Source organism: Cellulomonas bogoriensis 69B4 = DSM 16987 (genome assembly GCF_000767165.1).
GTDB lineage: Bacteria > Actinomycetota > Actinomycetes > Actinomycetales > Cellulomonadaceae > Actinotalea > Actinotalea bogoriensis.
This window is the reverse complement of the sequence record NZ_AXCZ01000466.1, coordinates 1-475: the sequence shown is the minus strand read 5'-3', so window position 1 is coordinate 475 and position 475 is coordinate 1. Positions and strand designations below refer to the sequence as shown.

The window sequence follows — 475 nt, the reverse complement described above, 5'->3', positions numbered from 1 at the left end:
CGCCGGCCAGCTGCCCGACCCGGTCGAGGACCTGCTGCTGCAGGGCGACCTGACGGGCATCGTGCCCGGGCGCCCCTCCCCCGCCCTCGCGCAGCTGCTGGACGCCGCCGCCGACGTGGAGTCCCGGGGCGCGGCCCTGACCGTCCGCTTCACCCCCACCAGCGTGCGACGGGCCCTGGACCTGGGCACCACGGCCACGGACCTGCTGCAGGACCTGGCCCGGCACTCACGTACCGGTGTGCCCCAGCCGCTGGAGTACCTGGTGCAGGACGTCGCCCGACGGCACGGGCAGGTGCGGGTGGGTGCCGCCGCCTCCTACGTCCGCAGCGACGACGCCGCGCTGCTCGCCGGCCTGACCGAGGACCGTGCCACCCGTGACCTGGGCCTGGTGCGCCTGTCCCCCACGGTGCTCGCCGCGCCCGTCGCCCCGGCCGTCCTGCTCGCGGCCCTGCGGGACCGCGGCCTGGCACCGGTG

At 77.9% G+C, this 475-nt stretch carries 1 protein-coding gene; it reads left to right on the top strand.

The genetic code is table 11. From position 1 onward, the window contains the following. Nucleotides 1–475 (top strand): helicase-associated domain-containing protein (locus tag N869_RS16045; protein WP_035063415.1); only part of this gene is annotated, 475 nt, incomplete at both ends.